2 protein-coding genes and 1 pseudogene are annotated in these 2,661 nt (G+C 58.6%); all 3 read right to left on the bottom strand.

Annotation, left to right across the window (positions count from 1 at the left end; genetic code table 11):
- A pseudogene (locus tag AACZ26_RS13275) lies at positions 1 to 952 on the bottom strand (hypothetical protein); the annotation flags it as partial.
- Entirely contained in the window at positions 945 to 1,286 is a 342-nt protein-coding gene (locus tag AACZ26_RS13270; protein ID WP_339622286.1) for a helix-turn-helix transcriptional regulator, read from the bottom strand. The pseudogene AACZ26_RS13275 and the gene AACZ26_RS13270, both read right to left, overlap by 8 nt.
- On the bottom strand, positions 1,283 to 2,416 hold the full coding sequence (locus AACZ26_RS13265) for a tyrosine-type recombinase/integrase (RefSeq protein WP_339622285.1): 1,134 nt from the start codon (positions 2,414 to 2,416) through the stop codon (positions 1,283 to 1,285). The genes AACZ26_RS13270 and AACZ26_RS13265 overlap by 4 nt, the downstream gene beginning before the upstream one ends.
- Positions 2,417 to 2,661 lie beyond the last annotated feature (245 nt).

Genomic DNA, 2,661 nt, shown 5'->3' with positions numbered 1-2,661 from the left:
GCCGGACAGGAACGTCGACGCTGTTGGTCGTGCGCTCTCGACTCAGGAAGCGAACGAAGTTCCGGATATGTTTCCTCGTCGATGGGCCTTCCGAGAGGTATTCATCAATGTGGACTTGGCCGATGGATGCGCTCGTCTTGCCATGGGTCGCAAGAAGCCAGCTAAGGAACTTGCCGGCTTCGGTGATCTCTTGCTTGGCGCTCCGGACGGCGTAGTTCATGTTCTTTGTGGCAGAAAACTCCGCCTTGAGCCTCCGAAGATGGTGCCACTTGGCGAAGCGTTCGATAGGGGAGTGGATGTCCGGAGTCACCTGAAGGACGTGGAGCCGCTCTTGCAGCCATTGTTCGAACATGGCCAGCTGACGGTCGTCCTGAGCGGGAAGCATGCGGTTGTGGGTCAATATCGCTCGCAAGTGCTCAACAGCGGCAGTCTTTGGCAACGCATCGAAGGCCTCGTGCGAGAGAGCAATCTCTCGGGCTCCCAGGCGTCGTAGCAGATCCGCTGAGACGCCGCCGTTGCTGTGGAGCCAGGTGTAGATGCTTTCGGGACGATCGACCGAGGTGAGGACCGTCACTAGCCGCTTCAGACGGAGATCCGGCGGATCGTTTGGTCTGAGGAGATCGGTGAGCTCGGCTTCGATCACGCAGACGATGCAGCGGCCGCTGCGGAATCTCTCCCGTTCCATGCCGCATTTCTCGCAGGTCAGCGCTGTTTGGATTCCGGCGCAAGATGTGCAGATGTCCTCACCGGTTGTGAGTCGACCGGGGAGCATTCGGTGCTTCCCGCAAAGTGGGCATTCACCATAGGTGTGAACCGCCTCGGTGAAGCAGATGCCGCAAATTTTGCCGTCCGGCCAGCGAACGCGGATCTTTCCGGTCTCGCGGCCGCATCGATCGCAGGTGTAGCCGGTTCGAGCTGATCGGGGTCGTCCCCGCGGTTTGAATTCAGTCATCCTCTGGCCGGCGGATCCGAGCGCGAACGGGCCGGTAGGCCTCTAGCAGCGGGACGTCTGTTCCGTCGCCGGCGACTTTGCGTCGCTGCGTCTTGACGTCAGCGCTGGTGTAAGTGACCAGCTGATTCATCTCGACGCCGAAGATGTCGCAAAGGGCGACGAGGACCTGGAAGGCGATGCGATCCGGGTTGTGAGCGACGATCCGGTTGATCTGCGACTCGGAAAGCGTAATGCCGCGGTCACGGAGTGGTTCCACCAGTTCTCGGCTGGTTCGAATTCCAGCGCGTGCCATCAGCTCGCGAACGTGGAACCTGTACTCGATCCGACGCTTCATCGGGAGGCCTTTCCTTGATTTCTCGCTGGTTTGAGCAGGAGCTTGCCCTTGCTTCTCAAGAGATCTCTGCTCAGAACCCGCTCCATCTCACTGGCAGCGAAGTCAGGCGAGGGGAGTGTGTAAATCGTCGTAGTGGCTTCGTGCGCGTGTCCGAGCTGCATTGAGATGAACTTCGCGTCATAGCCGTAGACGGTCTGCATATGGGTTGCGTAAGACCGACGGAGGCCGTGAATGTCCAGCCCGGGGTCAAGGCCGAGGGTATTCACGAAGCCAATGAATCGACTGTAGAGATCGCCCTCCGCAACGAGCCCTCCGGTCGACGTGGGAAATAGGTGGGTCATGGGCTGGCCATATCGGGGAAGACCGAATTCCACCCATTCCGCGACTGCTTCGGCAGCCCAGTCGACGAGCGTCTGAACCGTCCGCTGCTTCTTGGGAGCACCTTTGTTGGCCTTGCCGTGGCGAACTCTCAGGAGCCCGTAGTCGCCGAAGTACGGTGCTTTGACGTTGGGGGAGAAGTCGACGATGTCGAGCTTTCTAAGTTCATCGTGCCGCAGACCCCACCCGTAGCAAACTTTCAGAGCTGTGACGTCTCGCCAGGCGGCCAGGCCGCCCTTGACGTGGGAGCCGATGATGCGGGCAACTTCGTCATCCGCGAAGTCAAAGAACTGTTGTAGCTCATGGAGCTCGAACGCTCGCTTCGTGGGACCCATCGTCGCGGCCTGTGTGTGTCGGGCCTTGTTGAGGTCTGTGATGATCTGAGACATCGAAGACCCAAACAGGCGCCCGCAGGTTTCGTTCCACGGGTAGCTCTCGCTCGTGGCGTAGCTGCAGAACAGCGATACATCGCTTTGGTATGCGCGGATCGTCTCCTGGACCAAACCTCTGACGTTGACAAGGTGGGAGAAGTATTCGTCCGCGTCCGTCGGCATCCACTCCCACGGAAATTTTCCCGTAGCGTCACAGAAGTCGAGGACCCGATTGATCCTGCGACTGATTGTCTTTTCTGTGAAGTTCTTGGTGTATTGCTGGCGCTTCCAGCCGGTCAGGACCTCCGCGAGAAAGGCGTCTTTGTCCGGGCCGCGATCCGGCAACGGCAGGAACGAGAGACTGCCCCTTTTCTCGACCATCACTCACTCAATGCCGTCTGCATAAAGTGCAGACTATCTGCATAATGTGCAGACAGCAAGGGAAAACTCCTGATCAGATATGGTCTCTGGAACTCGTCGCAGCGCAAGATGGATGCCCCATGGAAGGCACCGCGAAAGTCGCCTGAGAACGTGAAAAGTGCAGATGAGAGCCATGTTGATCGCTGGAGGGTACTGGATACACGATTCATGGCTATCTGCAAAATATGCGGATGACTACGTTACGA

The sequence above is a fragment of the uncultured Salinibacterium sp. genome (assembly GCF_963974405.1).
GTDB lineage: Bacteria > Actinomycetota > Actinomycetes > Actinomycetales > Microbacteriaceae > Rhodoglobus.
The sequence above is the reverse complement of the archived record's forward strand: the minus strand, read 5'-3'. Positions and strand labels throughout refer to the sequence as shown.

Excerpts from the sequence above, each read along its gene's own strand:
- AACZ26_RS13270 (WP_339622286.1), bottom strand. The coding sequence starts at position 1,286 with ATGAAGCGTCGGATCGAGTACAGGTTCCACGTTCGCGAGCTGATGGCA.
- AACZ26_RS13265 (WP_339622285.1), bottom strand. The coding sequence starts at position 2,416 with ATGGTCGAGAAAAGGGGCAGTCTCTCGTTCCTGCCGTTGCCGGATCGC.